General features: G+C 68.7%; 23 protein-coding genes. 8 read left to right on the top strand and 15 right to left on the bottom strand.

The window, feature by feature from the left end; genetic code table 11:
* Positions 1-27 precede the first annotated feature (27 nt).
* Entirely contained in the window at positions 28-2649 is a 2622-nt protein-coding gene (gene clpB, locus AC57B8_RS29720; protein WP_139706121.1) for an ATP-dependent chaperone ClpB, read from the top strand.
* A gap of 9 nt (positions 2650-2658) precedes the next feature.
* Positions 2659-2988, top strand: coding sequence for a hypothetical protein (locus tag AC57B8_RS29715; protein WP_223301262.1), 330 nt, complete (start codon positions 2659-2661; stop codon positions 2986-2988).
* A 16-nt stretch (positions 2989-3004) separates the two neighbouring features.
* Here AC57B8_RS29715 and AC57B8_RS29710 read toward each other — a convergent pair whose 3' ends face one another.
* From AC57B8_RS29710 to AC57B8_RS29685, 6 genes are read right to left on the bottom strand one after another with little or no spacing between them, the layout of a single operon-like run.
* Positions 3005-4828, bottom strand: coding sequence for an AMP-dependent synthetase/ligase (locus tag AC57B8_RS29710; RefSeq protein ID WP_496481570.1), 1824 nt, complete (start codon positions 4826-4828; stop codon positions 3005-3007).
* The gene (locus AC57B8_RS29705) at positions 4825-5658 is read right to left on the bottom strand and encodes an ABC transporter ATP-binding protein (protein ID WP_496481569.1); all 834 of its coding nucleotides are present in this window, start codon (positions 5656-5658) and stop codon (positions 4825-4827) included. The genes AC57B8_RS29710 and AC57B8_RS29705 overlap by 4 nt, the downstream gene beginning before the upstream one ends.
* A gap of 8 nt (positions 5659-5666) precedes the next feature.
* Positions 5667-6854: an ABC transporter substrate-binding protein gene (locus tag AC57B8_RS29700; RefSeq protein WP_495264360.1), complete on the bottom strand. Its 1188-nt coding sequence runs from the start codon at positions 6852-6854 to the stop codon at positions 5667-5669.
* A gap of 15 nt (positions 6855-6869) precedes the next feature.
* Entirely contained in the window at positions 6870-7907 is a 1038-nt protein-coding gene (locus tag AC57B8_RS29695; RefSeq protein ID WP_070059585.1) for a branched-chain amino acid ABC transporter permease, read from the bottom strand.
* A gap of 2 nt (positions 7908-7909) precedes the next feature.
* The gene (locus AC57B8_RS29690) at positions 7910-8788 is read right to left on the bottom strand and encodes a branched-chain amino acid ABC transporter permease (RefSeq protein WP_062472963.1); all 879 of its coding nucleotides are present in this window, start codon (positions 8786-8788) and stop codon (positions 7910-7912) included.
* Positions 8788-9627: an ABC transporter ATP-binding protein gene (locus AC57B8_RS29685; protein ID WP_496481568.1), complete on the bottom strand. Its 840-nt coding sequence runs from the start codon at positions 9625-9627 to the stop codon at positions 8788-8790. Before AC57B8_RS29685 ends, AC57B8_RS29690 begins: the two co-directional genes overlap by 1 nt.
* Positions 9628-9795: 168 nt before the next feature.
* On the opposite strand from AC57B8_RS29685, the gene AC57B8_RS29680 reads away from it, so the two are divergent.
* The 4 genes from AC57B8_RS29680 to arfB are packed head-to-tail and all read left to right on the top strand — an operon-like array spanning position 9796 to position 12891.
* A complete protein-coding gene (locus tag AC57B8_RS29680) occupies positions 9796-10452 on the top strand; it encodes a TetR/AcrR family transcriptional regulator (protein WP_235926668.1) in 657 nt (218 codons plus the stop codon).
* Positions 10449-11240, top strand: coding sequence for an enoyl-CoA hydratase/isomerase family protein (locus AC57B8_RS29675; RefSeq protein ID WP_496481567.1), 792 nt, complete (start codon positions 10449-10451; stop codon positions 11238-11240). Before AC57B8_RS29680 ends, AC57B8_RS29675 begins: the two co-directional genes overlap by 4 nt.
* Before the next feature lie 42 nt (positions 11241-11282).
* Positions 11283-12467 (top strand): acetyl-CoA C-acyltransferase family protein, encoded by a 1185-nt coding sequence (locus AC57B8_RS29670; protein ID WP_496481566.1) that lies wholly within the window; start codon positions 11283-11285, stop codon positions 12465-12467.
* 16 nt (positions 12468-12483) lie between these two features.
* Positions 12484-12891, top strand: coding sequence for an alternative ribosome rescue aminoacyl-tRNA hydrolase ArfB (arfB, locus tag AC57B8_RS29665; RefSeq protein ID WP_062472954.1), 408 nt, complete (start codon positions 12484-12486; stop codon positions 12889-12891).
* On the opposite strand, the gene AC57B8_RS29660 is transcribed toward arfB, so the two are convergent.
* Positions 12860-13387, bottom strand: coding sequence for a DUF2306 domain-containing protein (locus tag AC57B8_RS29660; protein ID WP_492738121.1), 528 nt, complete (start codon positions 13385-13387; stop codon positions 12860-12862). The genes arfB and AC57B8_RS29660 overlap by 32 nt on opposite strands.
* A 136-nt stretch (positions 13388-13523) precedes the next feature.
* Between AC57B8_RS29660 and AC57B8_RS29655 the strand changes: the two genes are divergently transcribed.
* Positions 13524-14105 carry a DUF3299 domain-containing protein gene (locus tag AC57B8_RS29655; protein WP_496481565.1) on the top strand — a complete coding sequence of 194 codons (582 nt, stop codon included), beginning with the start codon at positions 13524-13526 and terminating at the stop codon, positions 14103-14105.
* Here AC57B8_RS29655 and AC57B8_RS29650 read toward each other — a convergent pair.
* Positions 14089-14595, bottom strand: a complete 507-nt coding sequence (locus AC57B8_RS29650; protein ID WP_496481564.1) for a GNAT family N-acetyltransferase — start codon at positions 14593-14595, stop codon at positions 14089-14091. The two genes, AC57B8_RS29655 and AC57B8_RS29650, sit on opposite strands and share 17 nt — an antisense overlap.
* Before the next feature lie 133 nt (positions 14596-14728).
* Here AC57B8_RS29650 and AC57B8_RS29645 point away from each other — a divergent pair, with 133 nt between their 5' ends.
* The gene (locus AC57B8_RS29645; RefSeq protein ID WP_139706799.1) at positions 14729-15142 is read left to right on the top strand and encodes a GFA family protein; all 414 of its coding nucleotides are present in this window, start codon (positions 14729-14731) and stop codon (positions 15140-15142) included.
* Positions 15143-15152: 10 nt separating this feature from the next.
* Here the strand turns inward: AC57B8_RS29645 and AC57B8_RS29640 are convergent, their stop codons facing one another.
* The 7 genes from AC57B8_RS29640 to AC57B8_RS29610 form a co-directional block, all read right to left on the bottom strand.
* Positions 15153-16037, bottom strand: coding sequence for a LysR substrate-binding domain-containing protein (locus tag AC57B8_RS29640; protein ID WP_496481563.1), 885 nt, complete (start codon positions 16035-16037; stop codon positions 15153-15155).
* 31 nt (positions 16038-16068) lie between these two features.
* Positions 16069-17799 carry a SulP family inorganic anion transporter gene (locus AC57B8_RS29635; RefSeq protein ID WP_496481562.1) on the bottom strand — a complete coding sequence of 577 codons (1731 nt, stop codon included), beginning with the start codon at positions 17797-17799 and terminating at the stop codon, positions 16069-16071.
* Between the two features lie 61 nt (positions 17800-17860).
* A complete protein-coding gene (locus AC57B8_RS29630) occupies positions 17861-18316 on the bottom strand; it encodes a DUF2501 domain-containing protein (protein WP_496481561.1) in 456 nt (151 codons plus the stop codon).
* Between the two features lie 122 nt (positions 18317-18438).
* Positions 18439-19656 carry a beta-ketoacyl-[acyl-carrier-protein] synthase family protein gene (locus tag AC57B8_RS29625; protein WP_496481560.1) on the bottom strand — a complete coding sequence of 406 codons (1218 nt, stop codon included), beginning with the start codon at positions 19654-19656 and terminating at the stop codon, positions 18439-18441.
* Positions 19653-19895 (bottom strand): acyl carrier protein, encoded by a 243-nt coding sequence (locus AC57B8_RS29620; protein WP_062472943.1) that lies wholly within the window; start codon positions 19893-19895, stop codon positions 19653-19655. The genes AC57B8_RS29625 and AC57B8_RS29620 overlap by 4 nt, the downstream gene beginning before the upstream one ends.
* Positions 19896-20060: 165 nt before the next feature.
* On the bottom strand, positions 20061-20747 hold the full coding sequence (locus AC57B8_RS29615) for a phosphatase PAP2 family protein (protein WP_095950754.1): 687 nt from the start codon (positions 20745-20747) through the stop codon (positions 20061-20063).
* Positions 20748-20812: 65 nt separating this feature from the next.
* A complete protein-coding gene (locus AC57B8_RS29610) occupies positions 20813-21706 on the bottom strand; it encodes an AraC family transcriptional regulator (protein WP_496481559.1) in 894 nt (297 codons plus the stop codon).
* Positions 21707-21747: the final 41 nt, after the last annotated feature.

The raw sequence follows: 21747 nt of genomic DNA, 5'->3' as shown, positions 1-21747 counted from the left end.
CCCTATTTTGGATGCAGGAATACCACCATGCGACAAGACAAACTCACCACCAAATTTCAGGAAGCACTGAGCGACGCCCAGTCGCTCGCCCTCGGCAGCGACAACGCCTACATCGAACCGGCCCACCTGCTGGTCGCGATGCTGCGCCAGGACGACGGCCCGCGCGCCCTGCTGGAGCGTGCCGGCGTCAACGTGCCCGGGCTGCTGCAGGCCGCCGAAGGCGCCATCAAGAAACTGCCCCAGGTGCAGGGCCACGACATCGTGCAGGTCGGCCCCGAGCTGGGCAAGCTGCTGCAGGCGACCGAGAAGGAAGCCATCAAGCGCAATGACCAGTTCATCGCGGGCGAACTCTTTCTGCTCGCCGTGGCCGACAGCAAGGCCGACATCGGCAAGATCGCCAAGGACAACGGCCTGAGCCGCAAGTCGCTCGAGGCCGCCATCGAGGCCGTGCGCGGCGGGCAGGGCGTGAACAGCGCCGACGCCGAAGGCCAGCGCGAAGCCCTCAAGAAATACTGCCTGGACCTCACCGAGCGCGCCCGCCTGGGCAAGCTCGACCCGGTCATCGGCCGCGACGAGGAAATCCGCCGCGCCATCCAGGTGCTGCAACGCCGCACCAAGAACAACCCCGTGCTCATCGGCGAACCCGGCGTGGGCAAGACCGCCATCGTCGAAGGCCTGGCCCAGCGCATCGTCGCGGGCGAGGTGCCCGAGTCGCTCAAGGGCAAGCGCGTGCTGTCGCTCGACATGGCCGCGCTGCTGGCCGGCGCCAAGTTCCGCGGTGAATTCGAAGAGCGCCTGAAGACCGTGCTCAACGAACTCGCGAAGGACGAAGGCCAGACCATCGTCTTCATCGACGAGCTGCACACCATGGTCGGCGCCGGCAAGGCCGAAGGCGCGATGGACGCGGGCAACATGCTCAAGCCCGCGCTCGCGCGCGGCGAACTGCATTGCGTGGGCGCCACCACGCTCGACGAGTACCGCAAGTACATCGAGAAGGACGCCGCGCTGGAGCGCCGCTTCCAGAAGATCATCGTGGGCGAGCCCAGCGTCGAGGCCACCATCGCCATCCTGCGCGGCCTGCAGGAGAAGTACGAAGTGCACCACGGCGTGCAGATCACCGACCCGGCCATCGTGGCCGCGGCCGAATTGAGTGACCGCTACATCACCGACCGCTTCCTGCCCGACAAGGCCATCGACCTCATCGACGAGGCCGCGGCCAAGATCAAGATCGAGATGGACTCCAAGCCCGAGGTCATGGACCGCCTGGACCGCCGCCTCATCCAGCTGCAGATCGAGCGTGAAGCCGTGCGCCGCGAGAAGGACGAAGCCTCGCAGAAGCGCTTCGGCCTCATCGAGGACGAGATCACCAAGCTGCAAAAGGAAATCGCCGACTACGACGAGATCTGGCAGGCCGAGAAGGCCCAGGCCCAGGGCAGCGCGCACGTGCGCGAAGACATCGACAAGATCAAGTTCCAGATCGAAGAGTGGAAGCGCAAGGGCGACTTCAACAAGGTCGCCGAGCTGCAATACGGACAGCTGCCGGCGCTCGAGAAGCGCCTGAAGGAAGCTGAAGAGAGCGAGGCGAGCAAGGGCAAGTCCAGCGCGCCCACGCTGCTGCGCACGCAGGTCGGTTCGGAAGAAATCGCCGAGGTCGTGGCGCGCGCCACCGGCATCCCGGTCGCCAAGCTCATGCAAGGCGAGCGCGACAAGCTTCTCGTGATGGAAGACAAGCTGCACGAGCGCGTGGTCGGCCAGGACGAGGCCATCGGTGCGGTCGCGAACGCGATCCGCCGCTCGCGCTCGGGCCTCTCCGACCCGAACCGCCCCACGGGCTCGTTCCTGTTCCTCGGCCCCACGGGCGTGGGCAAGACCGAACTGTGCAAGGCACTCGCGGGTTTCCTGTTCGACAGCGAAGACCACCTGATCCGCATCGACATGAGCGAGTTCATGGAGAAGCATTCGGTCGCCCGCCTCATCGGCGCGCCGCCGGGCTACGTGGGCTATGAAGAGGGCGGCTACCTCACGGAAGCCGTGCGCCGCAAGCCCTACAGCGTGGTGCTGCTCGACGAGGTCGAGAAGGCCCACCCCGACGTGTTCAACGTGCTGCTGCAGGTGCTCGACGACGGCCGCCTCACGGACGGCCAGGGCCGCACCGTGGACTTCAAGAACACCGTCATCGTGATGACCAGCAACATCGGCTCGCCGATCATCCAGTCGATGGTGGGCCAGCCGAGCGAAGAGATCAAAGAGGCGGTGTGGGACGAGCTGAAGAACTACTTCCGCCCCGAGTTCCTGAACCGCATCGACGAGACCGTCGTGTTCCACGCGCTCGACGCGAAGAACATCGAATCGATCGCCGCGATCCAGCTCAAGGTGCTGCAGGCGCGCCTGGCGAAGATGGACTTGGGCCTGCAGGTGTCGCCTGCGGCGCTGGCCGAGATTGCCAAGGTCGGCTTCGACCCGGTGTTCGGTGCGCGTCCGCTCAAGCGTGCGATCCAGCAGCGCATCGAGAACCCGCTCTCGAAGCTGTTGCTGGACGGCAGCTTCGGGCCGAAGGACACGATCGAAGTCGAAACCGACCCGATCCAGTCACCGGGCCAGTTCTCGTTCCGCAAGGGCGGGGAACCAACGGCGGCTGCATCGGCCTAAAGTCGGATGATGAACTTCATTCTTCGCGTCATTCTTCTGCTCCTGGGGCTGGTCTTCGCGGCCAGCCTGGCCGTGGCGGCCCTGCTGCTGGCGGCGGTGTGGGGTGTGCGCTACGCCTGGGGGCGCCTCACGGGCAAGCCCGTGACGCCCTGGGTCATGCGTTTCAACCCCCGCTCGGGTTTCGATCGTTTTCGCCATGCGGCACAGCAGCCGGCCGAGCCCACGGCGGCCGACGTGGTCAGTGCCCGGGCGCGCGGCGAATCGGTGCGCAGCCCGGTCGTGCTGGGCCCGGCCGACGATGTGACCGACGTGCGGGCCCGGCCCGTGCGCGGCGACTGATCCTTTTTCTTCCCGATCAGGCGCTGTACAGCGCCTCGATCTCGTCGGCGTAGGCCTTGTAGATGCTGGAGCGCCGCACCTTCATGGTCGCGGTGACTTCACCGTCGTCATGGTCCAACTCTTTGGTGAGCAGATGAAAACGTCTGATCTGCGACACCTGCGCCAGCTTCCCATTGCCGCGCGCCACTTCGGCCTCGATCAGCGCGCGCACCTTGGGTTCCTCCACCAGCGAGCGGAAATGCGTGAAGGGCAGGCGCTGCGCCTCGGCCCATTTGCCGACCGTCTCGTAGTCGATCTGCAGCAGTGCTCCCACGAATTTGCGGCCGTCCGCCACCACGATGCATTCCTTGATGAAGGGGCTGCCCTTCATGGTGTTCTCGATCTCCGAGGGCGTGAGGTTCTTGCCGCCGGCGGTGATCATGATGTCCTTCAGCCGGTCGACGATGCGCAGCTGCCCACCGGCTTCCTCGCGCACCACGTCGCCCGTGTGCAGCCAGCCGTCGCGGATCGATGAGGCCGTGGCCTCGGGGTTCTTGTAATAGCCCTCGAAGACCATGTCGCCGCGCACCAGCAGCTCGCCGGCTTCGCCCACGCGGTGCTCGGTGCCCAGCGTGGGCGGGCCGACGGTGCCGATGGTCACGGCGTCCGCGCGGTGGCCCGAGACCATGCCGGTCGATTCGGTGAGGCCATACACCTCGACCAGCGGCACGCCCAGCGTGCGAAAGAAGCGCACCACGTCCGCGGGAATCGGCGCGGCGCCCGTGAGCGCGATGCGCGCGCGGCGCAGGCCGATGAAGTTCTGCAGCGCGCGCAGCACGGTCCAGTAGGCGAGGGCGAAGCGGCCGCGCTCGGCCAGCGTCCAGGCGCTGCGCGGCTTCTCGGCCAGCGGCGCGCAGGCCTCGATGGCCTTGCGGAACAGCGCGCGCTGCAATCTGCCGGTTTCCTGCATCTTGATGCTGATGCCTGCGTGCAGCTTTTCCCAGATGCGCGGCACGCCGAGGAACATGGTGGGCGCCACCTCGCGCAGGTCTTCCTGCACGGTGCGGATCGATTCGCCGAAGTTGACCTGCGAGCCCAGGTACAGCGGCACGAAGGCCGTGAGCATCTGCTCGGCCACGTGGCACAGCGGCAGGTACGACAGGTGCGTGGTGCCGCCGTCGAGCCCGAGCCGATCGACGATGCCGGGCACGACGCCGCGGATGTTGCGGTACGAAATCATCGCGCCCTTGGGCTTGCCGGTGGAGCCCGAGGTGTAGATCATCAAACCGATGTCGGCCAGCGTCTGGCGCTGCAGCGCGGCGTCGATGAGCGCGGTGCCGTCGCGTGCCAGCACCGCGGCGCCGGCCTGCTCGACCTCCGCAAAGGTCGCGATGCGCTCGCGCACCTCGGGCGGGTAGCTCGCGAGGCCCTTGGTCTCGATCACGACGATCTTGCGCAGGCGCGGCAGCTGGTCGAGGGCGTCGAGCACCTTGTCGGTCTGTTCCTGGTCCTCGCAGACGATCACCTCGATGTCCGCATGGCCGACCACGTAGGCCACCTCGTTGCTCGGGCTGGTGGGGTACACGCCCACGGTCACGGCGCCGATGAGCCCCGCGCCCATCTGCGCGAGCAGCCACTCGACGCGGTTCTCGGAGATCACGCCCAGGTGCCCGCCGGGCGCGAGGCCCATCGCGTGCAGGCCCAGGCCGAAGCGGCTGGCGCGCTGCAGGTAGCCGGCCCAGTCCAGCGGATGCCAGATGCCGAAGTCCTTCTGCCGGATCGCGATGCGCTGCGGCTGCAGGCGTGCCTGCTCGCGCAGCATCTGCGGCAGCGTGAGCGAAGGGAGCAGGTTCGTCGTCATGACAGCCAGCGCTTGCGGCGCTTGTAGTGCTTCAGCTCGCGGAAGCTGCGCGATTCGCCGCTGCCGCCCACGCCCAGGTAGAACTCGCGCACGTCGGGGTCGGCCGCGAGGCGCTCGGCACTGCCGTCGATCACGACCTTGCCGCTTTCCATGATGTAGCCCGTGTGGGCGATGGCCAGTGCCACGCTGGCGTTCTGTTCCACCAGCAGCATCGAGGTGCCGCGCTCGGCGTTGATGCGCGCGATGATCGTGAAGATGTCCTCGACCAGCTTGGGCGAGAGGCCCAGCGAAGGCTCGTCGAGCAGGATCAGCTGGGGCTGCGCCACCAGTGCACGCCCGATGGCGAGCATCTGCTGCTCGCCGCCCGAAAGATAGCCCGCGAGGCCCTTGCGGCGCTCGTGCAGGCGAGGGAAGTAGGCGTAGACGTCGTCGAAGTTGCGCGACGCGGGCGCAACGCCCGTGCGACCGGTCAGCGCGTAGGTCGCGGCGACGAGGTTCTCTTCGACCGTGAGGTCTTCGAACACGCGCCGGCCTTCCATCACATGGCTCAGGCCGCGCCGCACGAGCTGCTGCGGCGCGAGTCGGTCGGTGGGGGCGCCGTCGAACACGATGCGACCGGCCTCCACCTCGCCGTCTTCCAGCGCGAGCAGGCCCGACACCGCCTTCAGCGTGGTCGACTTGCCCGCGCCGTTGCTGCCCAGCAGCGCCACGATCTGCCCGCGCGGCACGGCCAGCGACAGGCCGCGCAGCACCTGCACGACCTTGTTGTAGACCACCTCGATGTTGTTGACCTCCAGAACGAGGTCGGGCGGTGCCGCGCGCGCGTCCATCGTGTCGATCAGTTCAGTGCGATCCAGTCGGAGGCCGGCACCATTTTCTGCGCCTTCATGTCGGCCTTGTAGACGCGGCCCACGGGAATGGAGTTGCCCTTGATGGTGATCGGCGTGCCGATGATCCCGCCGGTGTCGAAGTCCTTGATGGTGTTGAGCGCGGCCTTCAGGTTCTTGCCGTCCAGCGGCTTGCCGGCGTCGAGCGTGCGCTTGGCGGCCTCGGTGAACAGCATCGCCGTGAGGAAGCCCTGCGTGTAGGCCGTGCTCTGGTACTCGGGGCGCAGCGCGCGGATCTTGTCGAGCATCGGCGCCTTGGCCGAGGTGTCGTAGTAGTAGCGGTAGGGCATGACGCCCATGAAGCCGTCGCCGCCTTCGCCCATCTTCATGACGGTGGAGCTGTCCATGGTCCAGAAGGTGCCCATCCACTTGCTGGTCATGCCCATCTGCTTGCCCTGCTGAACGAACTCGGGAATGGGCGCCAGGATGTAGCCGTGGAAGATCGTGTAGTCGGGCGCGGCGCGGCGCAGCTTGATGACCTCGGTCGACACGTCGACGCTGCCCGCGGGCGTCATGAGCTTCACCGGCACGCTCAGGCCCAGCTTCTTGGCAGCGGCTTCGCTGGCCTCGATGGGGTCGCGGCCGAACTCGGAGTCGGAGTACACGAAGGCCACCTTGGCGCCCGGCTTTTCCTTGGCGATGTGGCGCAGCAGGATGCCGATCTGCTCGGTGTAGTCGGGGCCGACCAGGAACTGGTTCGGGTACTTGGCCGGGTCGTTCAGCTCGGTGGCGAACGAGGCGCCCGCCATCAGGATCTGGCCGCCGCGGTCCAGCTCGGGGTTGATGGTCTTGGAGAAACCGGTGGAGTCGCCGTAGTAGAGGTTGACCTTGTTCTGGCTCGTGATCTTCTTGAAGGCCGCCACCGACACGTCGACCTTGTAGCCCGTGTCTTCCGGCACGTAGCGCAGCTTGCGGCCCTTGATGCCGCCCGCGTCGTTGACCATCTTCACGTAGTCGGCAATGCCGGCGTTGATGCCGACGCCCGCGAAGGCGAACACGCCGGTCATGGGGATCGAGCCGCCGATGACGATGTCTTCGTTGCCTTGCGCGTTCGCCGCGAACGGCACGGCGGCGGCCAGGCCCGCGGCGATCAGCAGGGCGCGGCGCTGGGGGAAAAGCTTCTTCGTTGTCTTGGGCATGTGTGTCTCCTGGTTCTAGTTACGAAACGGCCATAGATGGAAAAAGCGGCGCAGGCGCCGCCACACTTCTGCGAGCCCGTGCGGCTCGAACACCAGAAATCCGACGATGAGCAGGCCGAAGACGACGGTGCGCACCGGCGAGAGGAACACGGTCATCTCGACGCCGCCCGGCAGCAGGTCGACCACCAGCTTGAGCAGCTCGGGCACCATGGTCATGAACACGGCGCCGAAGATGCCGCCCAGGATCGTGCCCATGCCGCCGACGATGATGGCGGCCAGGAAGAAGATCGACATCAGGAGCGGAAAGCTCTCGGGCGTGACCACGCGGAAGAAGTAGGCCCACAGGCCCCCCGCCACGCCGGCGTAGAACGACGACAGCCCGAACGACAGCAGCTTGTAGCGCAAGAGCGGAATGCCCAGCACCTCGGCCGAGATGTCGCGATCGCGGATGGCGATGAAGGCGCGACCCACGCGCGTGCGAAACAGGTTGGCCGCGCCGAGCACCATCAGCACCATCACCGGAACGATCACCCAGTACAGGCGAAACGACGTGTCCAGCGGCAGCCCGAAGAGCTGCGCGGGCGGCAGCGAAATGCCCGTGGTGCCGCCCGTGAGCTTGAGGTTGGCGAACAGGAAGTGCGTGATGAACGAGGCCGCGATGGTCGCGATCGCCAGGTACAGGCCCTTCACGCGCAGCGAGGGGATGCCGACGACGAGTCCGCCGAGCATGGCGACCACGCCGCCCGCGAGGATGTTCAGCAGGAAGGGCGTGCCCAGCCGCGTCTGCATGATCGCGACGGTGTACGCCCCCAGGCCCATGAACGCGGCCTGGCCCAGGCTCACGAGGCCCGTGTAGCCCGTGAGGATGTTCAGTCCCGTGGCGCTCGCGACGTTGATGGCGACGAGGCACGCGAGGTACAGCCAGTAGTCGCTGGCCATGAAGGGGAACAGCACGAGCAGCGCCGCGCCGATCGCGAGCCACACCTTCTGCGTGCGCGAGTCGAACAGCGCCGCGTCGGCGATGTAGCTTTGCTTGAGGGTGCCGATGCGCATGGCTAGAGCCTCTCGATCTCGTGCGTGCCGAAGAGCCCGTAGGGCCGCACCATCAGCACGAACACCAGCACGATGAAGGTGGCGAGCAGCTTGTATTCGCCGCCCAAGTAGGAGCCCGCCAGCGCTTCGATCAGCCCGATGAGCACGCCGCCCACGAGCGCGCCCAGCACGCTGTCGAGCCCGCCGACGATCACCACCACCAGCACCGACAACCCGAACACGCCCATCGACGACGAGATGCCGCCGATGGCGCCGACGATGATGCCGGCCACCGCCGCGATCATGGCCGAGGCCACCCAGGCGAGCGAGAACACGCGCGGCACGTGGATGCCCATCGAGTAGGCGGCCGCCTGGTCCGAGGCGGTGGCCCGCAGCGCGACGCCGCCGCGCCAGAAGCGGAACAGCAGCAGCACGAGCCCGATCAGCACCACGGCGATCAATGCGCCGTAGGCGATCTTGGGCGCCAGGAAGGCCTCGCCGATCATCACGGGCGTGTTGGGCAGGAACTCGGGCAGGCGGCGCTGGTCGGCGGTCCAGATGATCTCGACCAGCCCGACGAGGATCGACGCCAGCCCCACGGTCACCATGAACACCGAGATCGGCGGCTCGCCCAGCAGCGGGCGGATCATGGTGCGCTCGATCACCGCGCCCAGCAGGCCGGTGCCGATCACCGAGCCCAGCACCGCCATCCAGATCGGCAGCGAGAAGCTCGCGGCGAAGGTGAAGAACAGGTAGGCGCCGACCATCAGCATCTCGCCGATGGCGATGTTGACCACGCGCGTGGCCTTGTAGACCAGCACGAAGGCCAGCGCCGCCAGCGCATACAGGCCGCCGCCGGCGATGCCGGTGAGTGCGATCTCGAAGAGGTAGGCCCAATCCATCAGGCGGCTCCCACGGCAGCTTCGCCGCGCAGCCGGCGACGCAGCTCGCCCACGTCGCCCGCGCCGAGGTAGGCGCGGATCACTTCCGGGTCGGCCTGCACCTGCGCCGGCGTGCCTTGCGCGATGACCTGGCCGAAGTTGAGCACCACCACGTGGTCCGACAGGTCCATCACCATGCCCATGTCGTGCTCGACCATCAGCACCGTGATGCCCCATTCGCGCCGCACGTCGAGGATGAAGCGCGCCATGTCTTCGGTCTCTTCGCGGTTCATGCCGGCCACCGGTTCGTCGAGCATCAGCACCTTGGGCTGCATGGCCAGCGCGCGCGCCATTTCCACGCGCTTTTGCAGGCCGTAGGGCAGGGCGGCCACCGAGGCGTGGCGGATGTGGTCGATCTCGAGGAAATCGATGATGCGTTCTTCCACGTCGCGGCGCAGCTCGGCCTCTTCGCGGCGCGCGCGGCCCAGGTAGAAGAGGGCGTCGAACACGTTGCTCTTCAGGTGCGCGTGGCGGCCGAGCTTGATGTTGTCGAGCACGGTCATGCCGCGGAACAGCGCGATGTTCTGGAAGCTGCGCGCCAGGCCGAGCGCAGCGCGCTTCGGCGCGGGCAGGCGCGTGATGTCCTCGCCCTCGAACAGCACGCGGCCCTGCGAGGGCTTGTAGAAGCCTGAGATGGTGTTGAAGAGCGAGGTCTTGCCCGCGCCGTTGGGCCCGATCACCGCGGTGATGGAGCCGGGCGCGACGCTGAAGCCGACATTGGTGAGCGCCTTCACCCCGCCGAATGCCAGCGTCAACGCCTCGGCCTGCAGCACCGGGGCCGTGGCGGAAGGTGCGGACATGGAGGTATCCCGTCGAGTCTCGTCAGGCATGGCTAAGGGGCGCGCCGCAAGGTCAGGGTTTGTGTCCAGCAGCGAAATGCTACTGGCCCGTAAAATTCCTACTGGCCGGTAATGTCCGTGTTCGCCGCAGTTCGCGGCATCGGGACTTTCCCCGCCCGCACAAACCCCATGCCCCGTTCCACCGCCGTTCCTGCTTCAGCCTCTCCGTGGGCGCCTGCCGACCGCCGTGCGCAGCAGCGCGAGGTCAAGCGCATGGCCGTGTTGCGCACGGCCGCCCAGCTGTTCAACGAGCGCGGCTTCCACGCGACCTCGCTCGACGACATTGCCGAGCGGCTCAACGTGAGCAAGCCCACGCTGTACTACTACATCGAGAACAAGGACCAGATCCTGCTGGAGTGCGTGAAGATGGCGCTGGACCTCATGCAGACCGGCATCGGCGAGGTGCGCGCCGCGGGCGGCAGCGCCATCGACCAGCTCAAGGCCTGCATGCGCATCTACTCGGGCGTGGTCACGCAGGACTTCGGCATGTGCGTGATCCGCATCGGCGAAGACCCGTTGCCCGATCCGCTCAAGAAGGAACTGCGCCGCCTCAAGGCCGGCATCGACGGGCATTTCCGCCGCCTGATCGAAGAGGGCGTGGCCGAAGGCGCGCTCGCGCCCTGCGACCCGAAGATGGCGGCCTTCATGCTGGCCGGCGCGCTGAGCTGGATCGGCCGCTGGTACCGCCCCGACGGCGACCTCACGCCCGACCAGATCGCCGACCAGGGCATCGAGCTGCTGCTCAACGGCGTGCTGCAGCGCGCCCCGACGAAAGCGAACCCATGACTTCAGAGACTTCTTCTTCGCCCCTGCTGGTGGGCCGCGAAGGCGCGGTGGCCACGCTGCGCTTCAACCGGCCGGCCGCGCTCAATGCCATCGACGTGCCGATGGCCACCGCCTTCCTCACCGCCGCGCGCACGTTGGCTGCCGACAAGAGCGTGCGCGCCGTGCTGCTGAGCGGCGCGGGCAAGGGCTTCATGGCCGGCGGCGACCTCGGCGTGCTGAGCGCCGACCCGAAGCAGGGCGCGGCCGATCTCATCGGCCCGCTGCACGAGGCGCTGACCGTGCTCGACGCCATGGACGCGCCGCTGGTCGCGCAGGTGCACGGCGTGGCGGCCGGCGCGGGCCTGAGCCTGATGCTGCAGGCCGACTTCGTGCTCGTGGCCGAGGGCACGCGCTTCAATCTGGCCTACGTGAACGTCGGCACCAGCTGCGACGTCGGCGCTTCGTGGGCGCTGCCGCGCCTGGTCGGCATGCGCCGCGCGCTGGAGATCGCGATGCTCGGCGACACCTACGACACCGCCGCCGCCGAACGCATGGGCCTCATCAACCGCGTGGTGCCCGCAGCCGAGCTCGAAGCGGAGGCCATGGCGCTCGCGCAGCGGCTGGCCAAGGGCCCGACCGTGGCGCTGGGCCACTTGCGTCGGCTGATGCGTGGCTCGCTCGACCGCGACCTCGCGAGCCAGCTCGATGCCGAGTCGGCCGCGTTCCAGTCGTGCGCGGCCACTGCCGATTTCCGCATCGGCCTCGATGCCTTTTTCGGCAAGAAGTCCGCGGCCTTCACGGGCCGCTGAAGAATTCATCTTTTCGTTTTTTCAATCCAGGAGATCCATCCCATGACTTCACGCGACATCTTCGTGGTCGGCACCGCCCGCACCGCCATCGGCACCTTCGGCGGCGCGCTCAAGGACGTGCCCAACACGCAACTGGCCACCACCGCCGTCAAGGCCGCCATCGAGCGCAGCGGCCTGGCCGCCGACGCCATCGGCCATGTGGTCATGGGCAACGTGATCCCCACCGACGTGAAGGACGCGTACCTGAGCCGCGTGGCCGCCATCGACGCGGGCTGCCCGATCGAGACGCCGGCCTTCAACGTGAACCGCCTGTGCGGCTCGGGCCTGCAGGCCATCGTGTCGGCGGCGCAGGCCATTGCGCTGGGCGACTGCGACATCGCCATCGGCGGCGGCTCCGAATCGATGAGCCGCGGCCCGTACTTCGACACCTCGGCGCGTTATGGCGCACGCATGGGCGACGCGGTGCTGGTCGACTACATGCTGGGCATCCTGCACGACCCGTGGGAGAAGATCCACATGGGCATCACGGCCGAGAACGTCGCCGCGCGCTACGGCATCACGCGCGAGCAGATGGACGAACTGGCCGTGACCAGCCAGCAGCGCGCCGCCGCCGCCATTGCCGCGGGCCGCTTCAAGGAGCAGATCGTTCCGGTCGAGGTGAAGACGCGCAAGGGCGTCGTGCTGTTCGACACCGACGAGCACGTGCGCGCCGACACCACCGTCGACACGCTGTCGAAGATGAAGCCCGCGTTCAAGAAGGACGGCCTCGTGACCGCCGGCAACGCCTCGGGCATCAACGACGGCGCCGCCGCCGTGGTGCTGGCCGAAGGTGGCCGCGTGAAGGCGCTGGGCCTGAAGCCGCTGGCACGCCTCGTGGGCTACGCGCATGCGGGCGTCGAGCCCGCGTACATGGGCATCGGCCCGGTGCCGGCCACGCGCAAGGTGCTGGAGCGCACGGGCCTGAAGGTCAGCGACTTCGACGTGATCGAGTCGAACGAAGCGTTCGCGGCGCAGGCTTGCGCCGTCATCAAGGAACTGGGCTTCGATCCCGCCAAGGTGAACCCGAACGGCTCGGGCATTTCGCTGGGCCACCCGGTGGGCGCGACCGGCGCGATCATCACGACGAAGGCGATCGCCGAGCTGCACCGCACGGGTGGCCGCTATGCACTCGTCACGATGTGCATCGGCGGCGGGCAAGGCATCGCCGCTGTCTTTGAGCGCGTTTGAGGGCACACTCGCGGGCATGCTCCGCCCCCCACTCCTGATCGACCCCGACGAGGTCGAGATCAGCGCCATCCGCGCGCAGGGGGCGGGCGGGCAGAACGTCAACAAGGTGTCGAGCGCGGTGCACCTGCGCTACGACATCCACGCCAGCTCGCTGCCGGCCGACGTGAAGGAACGGCTGCTCGCCTTGCGCGACAGCCGCATCACGCAGGAAGGCGTGTTCGTGCTCAAGGCGCAGCAGCACCGCACGCAGGAGATGAACCGCGCCGACGCGCTCGCGCGGTTGCAGGCGGTGATCGACAGCGTGGCCACGCCGCCGCGCGTGCGGCGCGCCACCAAGCCCACCTACGGTTCGAAGCAGCGCCGGCTCGAAGGCAAGAGCCAGCGCTCGCAGATCAAGAGCCTGCGCGGGCGGGTGCAGGACTGACCGGCTTGTCGCCGCGCAGCCGTTTGATCTGCAGTGTCACGCCGACCACGTACAGCGCGCCGAGCACCGCGGTGATCGCCTTCAGTTCGGGCGCCTCGGCGTTCGGCAGCAGCGGCGCGCCCAGCGGCAGGCGCGTCAGCGTTTCGGTGAACGCCGGAATCCAATGGAAGAGAAAGCTCGCCGAATAGGCGACGGCTTCGATGTAGCGCGATTTCGGCCCGAGCCGCCCGTACCCCGCCAGCGCGCCGACGGCCAGCGCCACCAAAGTGATGATGCCCAGCGCATGCGGCTTGCCGAAGCCACCGTGCTGGAAGATGCCGAAGCCCGTGAGGCAGGTCAGCACCGTGGTCCAGACGAAGACCTGGCCCAGGCCGGTGCGCAGGGTGATTTCCTTGTAGCGCAGCAGGGCCCAGATGCCTGCGAACACGGCGATCAGGCTGATCGCGGTGTGAACCGTGCCGAGTGACGTCAATCCAAGCCATCCTGTGGGTGCCATGCGGATCTCCTCGTGGTCGTGGTGCGGCATTCTGGCGCGGCGCCCGCCTTTTTGCCATGTGTGCCCATTCGTTTCAAGGCGGGTCTTCCGGCCTGCCCCGAGCGCTGTGTCACCTTCGGCAAGCACAATCGGGGCCATGAGTGTTTTTGTTCGTCGCACGGGAATGGTGCTGCTGATGGCTGTCGCGGGCAGCCTGCTGTCCGCCTGCAGCCCGGACGCGGCCCAGGGGCAGGGCGCGGCCAGCACGCCGGCCGCGCAGGAGATGGCCTGGGACGCGCTGGTGCCCAAGGAGTGGGACCCGACCCAGCGCTACCGCAACATCAGCCTCGAGGCGCTGCGCGACAACGACCCGCGCGCGATCCAGATGCTCGACGAGATGCGTGCCGTCTGGGACAACGCGCCGGTCAACGTCGCGCTCGACGGCAAGCCCGCGAAGCTGTCGGGCTTCGTGGTGCCGCTCGATGCCACGCAAGACGGCATCCGCGAGTTCTTGCTGGTGCCGTACTTCGGCGCCTGCATCCACACTCCGCCGCCGCCCGCCAACCAGATCGTCCACGTGATCGCGCCCGCGCCCGTGAAGGGGCTGCACGCCATGGACACGGTGCGCGTGAGCGGCACGCTGAAGGCGGCGCGCTACGCATCGGCCGACATGGGCGTGAGCGGCTACGAGATCGCGTCGGCGGCGGTGGAGCGGGTGGCGGTCACGCAGGGGCCGTGAAGGCCGCCAGTTCGCCCAGGGCCGGTTCCAGCAACCGATAGCTCAGTCGCTCCGCAACCTGGAAGGCGCCGAGCCCTTCATAGAACGCGATGCCGCGCGCATTCGTCGCCTTCACGGGCCAGTCGATGCGGTGGCATCCCTTGGCGATGGCTTGCGCGGCCACCCATGCCATGAGGGCGCGGCCCGCCCCGGCGCTGCGGTGGCCCGACTTCACGTAGAGCTCCTTGAGCTGGCAGTGCCTGCGTTGCTCCGGTGCGAAGTCGACCAGCGAAAAGACCCAGGTGATCGCGGCCAGCCCGACCACCGTGCGCGCGTCTGTCGACGCCACCACAAGCTGGTGCGGCGAGCCGGGCGCCAGGAGATTGCCCAGCAGGTGTTCGCGCACCAGCTCGCGCGGCACGCGCGCGCCTTGGTTGTAGAAGGCGTGCAGCTCGGCCAGCAGCTCGATGAGCGAATCGTGTTGGGCTTCGGACACCAGATCGACGTGCATGGCATTTCCTTGGGGATGCGTCTTCGTGACTGCCGGATTCTGGCCCGCTCCGGATTCACGACGATCTTGTTACTCCCCGCTCCAGTCCTCGCGCGGCTAGATTGCCCTTCACCACTTCGAAAGGACAAGAACCATGAACCCGGCCTACACCGGCGGTTGCGCGTGCGGCGCCATCCGCTACGAGATTTCAGGGGAACCCGTGTTCCAGAACGACTGCCAGTGCCTCGACTGCCAGCGCAAGAGCGGCACGGGCCACGGCTCGTACCTCAGCTTCGCAGGCGCCGAGGTGAAGCAGACCGGCGCGGCCACGCTGTGGAGCCTCAAGGGCGACAGCGGCAACATGAAGACGCGCGCGTTCTGCCCGACCTGCGGCTCGCCCGTGTACATGACCTTCGCGGCGATGCCCGGCGTCTTCACCGTGCATGCCGCCAGCCTGGACGACCCCGGGCGCTACCGGCCGCAGGCGGTCACGTACGCGGTGCGCGGGCACGCCTGGGACTTCCTCGACCCGGCGCTGCCGAAGTTCGAGCGGATGCCGCCGGGCTGAACTCAGCCGGTCAGCCCATCCGCTGCGACAGGAAATCGAGGAACGAGGTGATGCGCGCCGACAGCTGCGTGTTGCGGTAGTACACGGCGTTGACGGGCTGGCGCACGTCGACCGTGTCCTTGGGCAGCACCTGCACCAGCGCGCCGCTGGCGCGGTCGGCGGCGGTCATGAAGTCCGACAGGCAGACGATGCCCACGCCGGCCAGCGCCAGCTGGCGCAGGGTCTCGCCGCTGGACGCGACCACGGTGGGGGTGATGGTCCATTCGTCGCCGTGGACACCGCGCAGCGGCCAGCGGTTGAGCGACTCGGGCTGCGTGAAGCCCAGCAGCGCGTGCCCGGCCAGCTCGTCCACCTTGCGCGGCTTGCCGTGGGCCTCGAGGTAGGCGGGGCTCGCGAGCACGCGCAGCCGGTGCGTGCCGAGCGGGCGCGCATGCAGCGTGGAGTCGCGCAGCGGGCCGATGCGGATCGCCACGTCGGTGCGCCGCTCCAGCAGGTCGATGGGCAGGTCGTCGGTGTCGAGCTCCAGGCTGATCTGCGGATAGAGCCGGCGGAACTCCGGCACCAGCGGCACGATGGCGTGCAGCATGAATGGCGAGGCCGCGTTCACGCGCAGCCGGCCGGCCGGCTGCTGGCGGCGCGCGGCCATGTGCTCCTCGGCATCGTCGATCGCATCGAGGATGGCGCGCGTGCGCTGCAAAAAGGCGGCGCCTTCCTCGGTGAGTTCGAGCCGCCGCGTGGTGCGGCGCATCAGCGTGGTGCCGAGCTTCTGTTCGAGCCGGCTCAGCGCGCGGCTGATGCCCGACACCGTCTGGCCCAACTGGTCGGCCGCGGCGGTGATCGAGCCGGTGTCCACCACGGCGCGGAAGGCGACCAGTTCTTCGATGGTGGTTTTCATGGCGCCCGCGTCTGCGAAGAGAAGGGCGCGGTCAGGCCGCGGCTTCGGCCTCTTCGGGCATGTCGATGCGCGGCATCAGCGCGGCCAGCGCCTCGGCGTCGGTGCGGTAGCTGAAGAGCATCGGCCCCGGCGCCAGCAGGCCCGCGCGTTCCAGCACCTGCATGGCCGGCAGCTTCATGCCGCTCAGGTGCAGGCGCACGCCCTTGGATTCCATCATCCGGCGGATCGAGCCGAACACCTCGGCGCCGGTGATGTCGATGCGGTTGATCGGCTGCGCGAACAGGCACACGTCGGTCAGGTCGGGGCGCTCGGCCAGCGCGACCGTGAGCGCGCGCTCCAGCGTGGAGGCGGAGGCGAAGTCGAGTTCGGCGTCCATGCGCACCGCATACAGCTGCGGCGCGAGCGGCGGCAGCTTCCAGAGGTGGCGGTCGCGCAGGCTGCCGTCGGGGTGCAGGCCCACTTCGATGATGCGCGGGTGCAGGTGGCGGTACATGTAGTGCGCCAGGCTGGCGAGCAGGCCGCCCAGCACGCCCCAGTAGATGCTCGGCGCGGTGGCGATGGTGAGCACGAAGGTGCCGAAGGCGATGCCGGCTTCGAGCCGCGAAACGCGCCACAGCGCCGTGAAGCTCGACGGCTTCACCAGCCCGAGGATGGCCGTGACCACCACCGCCGCCAGCACCGCCTGGGGCACGTGGTACAGCAGCGGCATGAGCCACAGCAGCGCGCCGGCCACCACCGCCACGCTGAACAGCGTCGCCCAGCCGGTCTGCGCGCCCGCGTAGAGCGTGATGGCCGAGCGCGAGAACGACGAGCTGGTCGGGAACGACCCCGTGAAGCCCGAGGCCAGCTTGGCCAGGCCCTGGCCGATCAGGTCCTGGTTTTCGTTCCACAGCGTGCCGGCGCGGCCGTTGTCGACCTTGGCGCTCGACGCGGTTTCGAGAAAGCTCACCAGCGTGATCATCAGCGCGGGCAGCACCAGCGCGCTGAAGGTGTGCGCCGGCAGCAGCCCGGGCCAGTAGAACGAGGGCAGGCCCGAGGGCAGGGCCCCCACCACGGCGCCGCCGCGCAGCGCGTAGTTGATGCTCCAGCTGATGGCGGCCGCGCCGGCCACCAGCGCCATCGTGGTCGGAAAGCGCGGCACCCAGCGCTTGCCCAGCCACAGCACGGCGATGCTGCCCAGGCCGAAGGCGATGGCCGTGAGGTCGGGCAGCGGTCCGCCCTGCAGCACCTGCGGAATGGTGCGCCCGGTGAAGCCCAGCAGCGCGGGCAGCTGCGAGATCGCGATCAGTACCGCCGCGCCCTGCGTGAAGCCGATCAGCACCGGCGAGTTGACCAACCGCAGCAGCCAGCCGAAGCGCCCCGCGCCAAGCACGATCTGGATCGCGCCCGACATCAGCGTGAGCCACACCGCCATCGCCACCCATTCGTCGCTGCCCGCCACCGCCAGCGGCGCGAGCGACGCGCCCACCAGCAGGCTGGTGAGCGCGGTCGGCCCGACCGACAGCCGCTGCGACGAGCTGAACATCACGGCGATGAGCGCCGGGAACAGCGCCGCGTACACGCCCGTGACCAACGGCATGCCGGCCAGCGCCGCATAGGCCACGCCTTGCGGCAGTACCATCAGTGCGACGGTGATGCCGGCCATGGCCTCGTTGCGCAGCAGCGCGGCGGAAGGGCGGGGCCAGCCGAGGCAGGGAACCCAGCGTGCGAGGCGCTGGCGAAGAGACGGTGCGGGGGGAGAGGAAGGAGAAGCCGGATTCATGAAGCGGGGCGCGCGCACGGCGGGCAGGCCGCGCGCGGAGAGCGGGAGAGAGAGAAAGAGCCTAGATCAGTGAGGTCGCGTTTTTCAGGACGTAGTCGCAGGCCTTTTCCTTGACCTTCGACGACAGCCCCTTGAGGTTGAGCGACTTGCCGTCGCCGCCCTTGAGCAGGCCCTTGGCGCCGCTCGCGAAGTCGTTTTCCTGTTTCTTCTGGCCGGTGATCTTTGCGAGCAGCTTGTCCTTGACGGAGGCGGCATCGCCGCCGAGGTAGTTGTTCTTGACGCAGTACTCGAGCACGCCGGCGGCGCTGCCGATGGTGCTGGAGCCGATGGCGGGCATCTTGAAGCCGCCGAGGCTGAGGCCGCTGAGCGCCGAGCCACCACCGCTGCTGTTGCTGCTGCCTTGTGAGTTGACCGCCGCGCCGGCCTGTTCTTTCAGCTGGTCGAGCAGGTTGTTGGCCTGCACCGAAGCGCCTGCGGCGAGCAGGGCAAGGGCGACGAATGTGGAGCGAACGTGCATGGTGGCCTCCTTGGACGGACATGGGGGGAGAAGCGCCCACCAGCATACCGGAGAGCCCGGAATGTCTCTATCGCGCGGGGCACAGCGCCACGGGGTGCGCAGCGCCCGCAAGAGCACGCGGCTCAGCCTCGGCGGAACAGCAGCACCGAGTTCGTGCCGCCGAAGGCGAAGGAGTTGCTGATGGCGGCGTCGAGCGCGGGCGCGGCGCTGTCACCGAGGGCGACGAGGTTCATCCGGCAGTCGGGGTCGACCTCGGCGCAGTTCGCGTTGGGTGGCAGCTCGCGCCGGTGCAGCGCCAGCACGGTGATCAGCGCCTCGATGGCCCCGGCCGCGCCCAGCATGTGGCCGTGCAGCGCCTTGGTCGAGCTGACGCGCAGGGCGTCGAAGTCGGCGCCCCAGACCTCGGCCAGCGCGTTGCGCTCGACCACGTCGCCGATGCGCGTGGCCGTGCCGTGGGCGTTGCAGTAGCCCACGTCGCGCGGCTGCAGGCCGGCCTGGCGCAGCGCGGCGCCCAGGGCGCGGGCCTGGCCCGTTGCGTCGGGCTTGGTGAGGTGGGTGGCATCGCTGCTCAGGCCCCAGCCGGCCAGCGTGGCGTAGCGGCGGGCACCGCGCGCGCGGGCGCGCTCGGCCGATTCGAGAATGAGGAAGGCCGAGCCTTCGCCCAGTGCGAAGCCGCTGCGGTCGGTGGCAAAGGGGCGCACCGCGCCGGCCGCTTCGCCGGGCTGGAAGCCGGCCAGCGTCTGCATGGCCTGCCAGGCCAGCACCACGCCCGGGACGATCAGCGCTTCGCTGCCGCCCGCGATGGCGATGTCGACCTCGCCGCGCTGCACCGCCTTGGCGGCCTCGGCGATGGCCACCGACGACGAGGCGCAGGCGACCGAGTACGTGAGCACCGGGCCCAGCACGCCGTTGCGCATCGCCACGTGGGCGGCCGGCGCGTTGGGCATGAAGGCGGGAATGGTGAGCGGCGAGACGCGCCCGTTGCCGCGGTAGGCGGCCTCGAGCGCGGCGGCGCCGCCCATGCCGCAGCCGGCGTAGACGCCGACGCGCTCGGCATCGATGCCGGCATCGCTCAGGGTCAGCCCCGCATCGCGCAGGGCGAGGTCGGCGGCGGCCACGGCCAGCTGGCTCACGCGGTCGACGCCCGCGAGCTGCAGCTTGGTGAACCAGCGCGTCTCGTCGAAGGCGACCGTGGCGGCGGCGGCGGGTTTGGGGAGTTCGGGAAAGACCGGGGCGATGGCCGAGCGGCCCTGCAGCAGCGCGTCGAACAGCGCGTCGGGCGCGTCGCCATGCGGCGCCATGACGCCCAGCCCGGTGACGGCGACTTCGTGCGTGCTCACGCTGTCTTGGCGGCCCGGACCTTGTCGACCAGCTGCGCGAGCTCGGCCAGGGTGTCGATGCTCGCGTCGTCGTCGGGCATGGTGATGCCGAAATGGTCTTCGATGGCGAACAGGAATTCGGCCAGGGCCAGCGAATCGAGTCCGCCGGTTTCACGCATCGAGGCGTGGGGGTCGAGCTTGGACGGTTCGATGCCGTACTTCTCGTGGATCAGGTCCTGCAATTCCTTCAGCGAACTCATCTGCGATGCCTGTCGTCTTGTGCCGCCGTTGATCGATGGGCTGCCTGTCCCTTGCGGGTGGCGGGCCACGGGGTCGATCCCTTCCTCGTTCGGCCTGTGTTGATGATCAATGGTGATTGATGATATCCGCTTCGACCTTAGGGAAATCCTCGGGGCGGCCCCGGATCAACGGGGGCCGGGGCGCCAGCGCAACGAGGGCAGCGCAAAGGCCAGTCCGAGCAGCGCGCCGGCCACCGCGTCGAGCACCACATGCTGCTTGACCGCCAGCGTGGAGTAGGCAATGGCTGCAAACCAGGCCCAGTTGATCGCCTGCAACAGCCACGGCGTGCGCGCCGCGCGCAGCACGTCGGCCAGGCGCACGGCGGTGAAGATGGCGACCGCCACGTGCATCGAGGGGCAGGCGTTGCCCGCCGCGTCCACGCCCTGCAGCATCGCGAAGCCGGGGTAGCCCGAGACGTCGATGTCCAGCGGCGGGATCTGCGTCGGCCAGAAGTAGAAGAGGCCCAGGCCGCTCAGGCACAGCGCGCCGATCCACAGCCCGTAGACCACCAGCTCGCGAAACGTGAGCTGCAGCCCCGGCGCGAAGCCCACGTACACCCACAGCGACAGGTAGGCGCCGAGCGTGTAGGGCTGGAACGGAATCAGGTGGTCCAGCGGCGTCAGCGGCATCACCGTGACCGGAAAGGCCGGGTTGCGCAGCAGGTGGAAGTAGCCGATGAAGAACAGCCAGGTGAAGGCCGTGGTGCCGACCGCCTTCAGCAGGAAATGGCGGCGGATGCGCAGCCAGATGTCGGCGGTCCACGTTGCAGGCCTGGCCTCGGCCGCGATGTGCAGGGGGATCGGTGAGTGCATGGTGTCGGTGTCGGTCGCCGATCTTGCCAGAGCACCATGGCGTGCCCGGTCCATGCCCTGCGGCATCAAAGGGTGGCCGGCCGCTTGCGGTGCTGGAACGAGGTGGGCGAGCGCCCGGTGGCTGCCTTGAACATGGCGCAGAAGGCGCTGTCGGTGGCGTAGCCGCTGGCCGACGCCACCTGGCTCACGGCCATGCCGCGCGCCAGCAGCGGCAGCGCATGCGCCATCACGGCCTGCTGGCGCCATTGCTGCCAGCTCATGCCAAGCTGGTCGCGAAACAGCCGCGCCACCGTGCGCTCGCTGGCGCCGATGGCGGCGGCGCGCTCGGCCAGCGTGGCGCGGTCGGCCGGGTTGCGCAGCAGCGTCTCGCACAGCTGGCGCAGGCGCTTGTCGGAGGGCAGCGGCACGTCGATGCGGATCTGCGTGGCGCGCTCGACCTCGTCGACCAGGAGCGGCGCGATCATGCGTTCGCGCTGCGGCGCATGCGGGTCGGCCGGGGGCAGGCCGTCGGGCGTGGTGTCGAGCGCGAGCATGAGGGCGCGCAGCAGCGGGCTGATCTCGAGCACCTCGCACTTCTCCCAGGTGGGCGCGATCCAGGCGTGCAGGTAGACGGTGCGCAGCTCGGCGTCTTCGATCAGCGTGATGCTGTGCGGCATGTTGGCCGGCACCCACAGCGCGCGCGACGGCGGCACGATGTAGCTGCCATCCTGTGTGCTCAGGCGGATCACGCCGCGCGTCGAGAACGTGAGCTGCGGCCACGGGTGCTCGTGCAGCTCGACCAGCGTGTCGGCGCTCAGGAAATGTTCCTTGGCGCGCAGCGGTCGCACCGCGTCGGGGGCGTACAGGTGCGGCGTGAGCGGGCCCACGCTGTTGGTCGGCGCGGTGGGCGTTCCGCGCGCCTTGGCGGAGGGGGCTGGCTCGGGAGCGGGCGGAGCGTGGGGGGGGACGGCGCTTGGCATGGTTTCGACAAATGTTGTCGCTGTATCGCCATTCTGCCGCG

Source organism: Variovorax sp. BGA-UO-ETr-C22 (assembly GCF_059567965.1).
Note: the sequence above shows the minus strand (reverse complement) of the source record. Positions and strands in the feature narration are given on the sequence as shown.

Bases quoted from the DNA above. Each gene is read 5' to 3' on its own strand.
- clpB (WP_139706121.1), top strand. From the start codon at position 28: ATGCGACAAGACAAACTCACCACCAAATTTCAGGAAGCACTGAGCGAC.
- AC57B8_RS29715 (WP_223301262.1), top strand. From the start codon at position 2,659: ATGAACTTCATTCTTCGCGTCATTCTTCTGCTCCTGGGGCTGGTCTTC.
- AC57B8_RS29710 (WP_496481570.1), bottom strand. From the start codon at position 4,828: ATGACGACGAACCTGCTCCCTTCGCTCACGCTGCCGCAGATGCTGCGC.
- AC57B8_RS29705 (WP_496481569.1), bottom strand. From the start codon at position 5,658: ATGGACGCGCGCGCGGCACCGCCCGACCTCGTTCTGGAGGTCAACAAC.
- AC57B8_RS29700 (WP_495264360.1), bottom strand. From the start codon at position 6,854: ATGCCCAAGACAACGAAGAAGCTTTTCCCCCAGCGCCGCGCCCTGCTG.
- AC57B8_RS29695 (WP_070059585.1), bottom strand. From the start codon at position 7,907: ATGCGCATCGGCACCCTCAAGCAAAGCTACATCGCCGACGCGGCGCTG.
- AC57B8_RS29690 (WP_062472963.1), bottom strand. From the start codon at position 8,788: ATGGATTGGGCCTACCTCTTCGAGATCGCACTCACCGGCATCGCCGGC.
- AC57B8_RS29685 (WP_496481568.1), bottom strand. From the start codon at position 9,627: ATGTCCGCACCTTCCGCCACGGCCCCGGTGCTGCAGGCCGAGGCGTTG.
- AC57B8_RS29680 (WP_235926668.1), top strand. From the start codon at position 9,796: ATGCCCCGTTCCACCGCCGTTCCTGCTTCAGCCTCTCCGTGGGCGCCT.
- AC57B8_RS29675 (WP_496481567.1), top strand. From the start codon at position 10,449: ATGACTTCAGAGACTTCTTCTTCGCCCCTGCTGGTGGGCCGCGAAGGC.
- AC57B8_RS29670 (WP_496481566.1), top strand. From the start codon at position 11,283: ATGACTTCACGCGACATCTTCGTGGTCGGCACCGCCCGCACCGCCATC.
- arfB (WP_062472954.1), top strand. From the start codon at position 12,484: ATGCTCCGCCCCCCACTCCTGATCGACCCCGACGAGGTCGAGATCAGC.
- AC57B8_RS29660 (WP_492738121.1), bottom strand. From the start codon at position 13,387: ATGGCACCCACAGGATGGCTTGGATTGACGTCACTCGGCACGGTTCAC.
- AC57B8_RS29655 (WP_496481565.1), top strand. From the start codon at position 13,524: ATGAGTGTTTTTGTTCGTCGCACGGGAATGGTGCTGCTGATGGCTGTC.
- AC57B8_RS29650 (WP_496481564.1), bottom strand. From the start codon at position 14,595: ATGCACGTCGATCTGGTGTCCGAAGCCCAACACGATTCGCTCATCGAG.
- AC57B8_RS29645 (WP_139706799.1), top strand. From the start codon at position 14,729: ATGAACCCGGCCTACACCGGCGGTTGCGCGTGCGGCGCCATCCGCTAC.
- AC57B8_RS29640 (WP_496481563.1), bottom strand. From the start codon at position 16,037: ATGAAAACCACCATCGAAGAACTGGTCGCCTTCCGCGCCGTGGTGGAC.
- AC57B8_RS29635 (WP_496481562.1), bottom strand. From the start codon at position 17,799: ATGAATCCGGCTTCTCCTTCCTCTCCCCCCGCACCGTCTCTTCGCCAG.
- AC57B8_RS29630 (WP_496481561.1), bottom strand. From the start codon at position 18,316: ATGCACGTTCGCTCCACATTCGTCGCCCTTGCCCTGCTCGCCGCAGGC.
- AC57B8_RS29620 (WP_062472943.1), bottom strand. From the start codon at position 19,895: ATGAGTTCGCTGAAGGAATTGCAGGACCTGATCCACGAGAAGTACGGC.
- AC57B8_RS29615 (WP_095950754.1), bottom strand. From the start codon at position 20,747: ATGCACTCACCGATCCCCCTGCACATCGCGGCCGAGGCCAGGCCTGCA.
- AC57B8_RS29610 (WP_496481559.1), bottom strand. From the start codon at position 21,706: ATGCCAAGCGCCGTCCCCCCCCACGCTCCGCCCGCTCCCGAGCCAGCC.